Here is a 1,131-nt window from a genome sequence, read left to right as displayed (position 1 = left end):
CCTTGATATATTTTGGCAAGATCACCGATTAGAATGCCTGTTGAACTGCCGTCAGTAATAATATGATGCATATCAATGAGCAGCAGGTGGCGTTTTTCTTCCAGCTGGACAAGCTTCGAACGGACGAGCGGCGCGCGGTTTAATTCAAACGGCTGAACAAATGATTTGATTATCTCTTCCGCGTCTTCTTCCCGTCCCTTGGCAGCCTCCAGCTGGAACGATATGTTTTTATGAACGGTTTGCACAACCTCTCCGTCGATCATGTCAAACGATGTACGGAGGATTTCGTGCCGGTTGATTAATTGCTGAATCGCGTTTTCAAGCCGGTCTTTATCTACTTCTCCCTCCAGCAGAAGTACAGCGGGGACGTTGTAGCTTGTGTTTGCTTGTCCAAGCTGATTGAGGATATACATTCTCCGCTGGGCCGGGGATACAGGATAATGCAGCTGATAAGATGCTTGCCTGATCGGTTCAAACGTCTGCTCCTCCTTGCTTTCGTTCTCTTCCAAATACAGTGCCAGTTCTTGAATAGTCGGCTTTTCAAAAAGCACTTTTATCGGAACTTCCTTATGAAAATGCTCTTGAATTTTCGCCGTCATCATCATCGCTTTCAAAGAATGGCCGCCGATCATAAAGAAGTTATCGGTAACGCCTGCTTTGACGCCGAGTATTCCTTCCCAGATCTCCGCTAATTTCTTTTCACTCTCTGTTTCTGGTGCTGCGTATTCCGGCTGCACGGCTTCTGATTGCGGTGCAGGCAGTTCCTTTTTGTTGATTTTCCCGTTTGGCGTGAGCGGCAGACTGTCCATTTGAATCAGGTGGACAGGGACCATATAGTCAGGCAAAGACTGAGACAGTGTTTTTCTCAGCTCGCTCACAGCCACTTCACGGTCCGCCGTAAAGTACGCGCAAATTTCATTTTCATCCGCTTTGTTCTTGCGGATGATCACCGCAGCCTCTGTCACATGCGCAGCCATGTTCAGTTTTGTTTCAATTTCGCCAAGCTCAATTCGGAAGCCGCGCACCTTCACTTGATTGTCGATTCTTCCTAAAAACTCGATATTGCCGTCCGGCAGCCATCTTGCCAAGTCACCTGTGCGATAAATTCTCTCACCCGGTCTGAACGGGTCT

1 protein-coding gene is annotated in these 1,131 nt (G+C 47.9%); it reads right to left on the bottom strand.

Annotated elements, in window-relative coordinates:
• A partial coding sequence (locus ACWHAR_RS22580) for a condensation domain-containing protein (protein WP_452087891.1) occupies positions 1-1,131 on the bottom strand: 1,131 nt, incomplete at both ends.

The organism is Bacillus sp. LR--39 (assembly GCF_053613335.1).
This window is presented reverse-complemented; position numbering and strand designations above follow the sequence as displayed.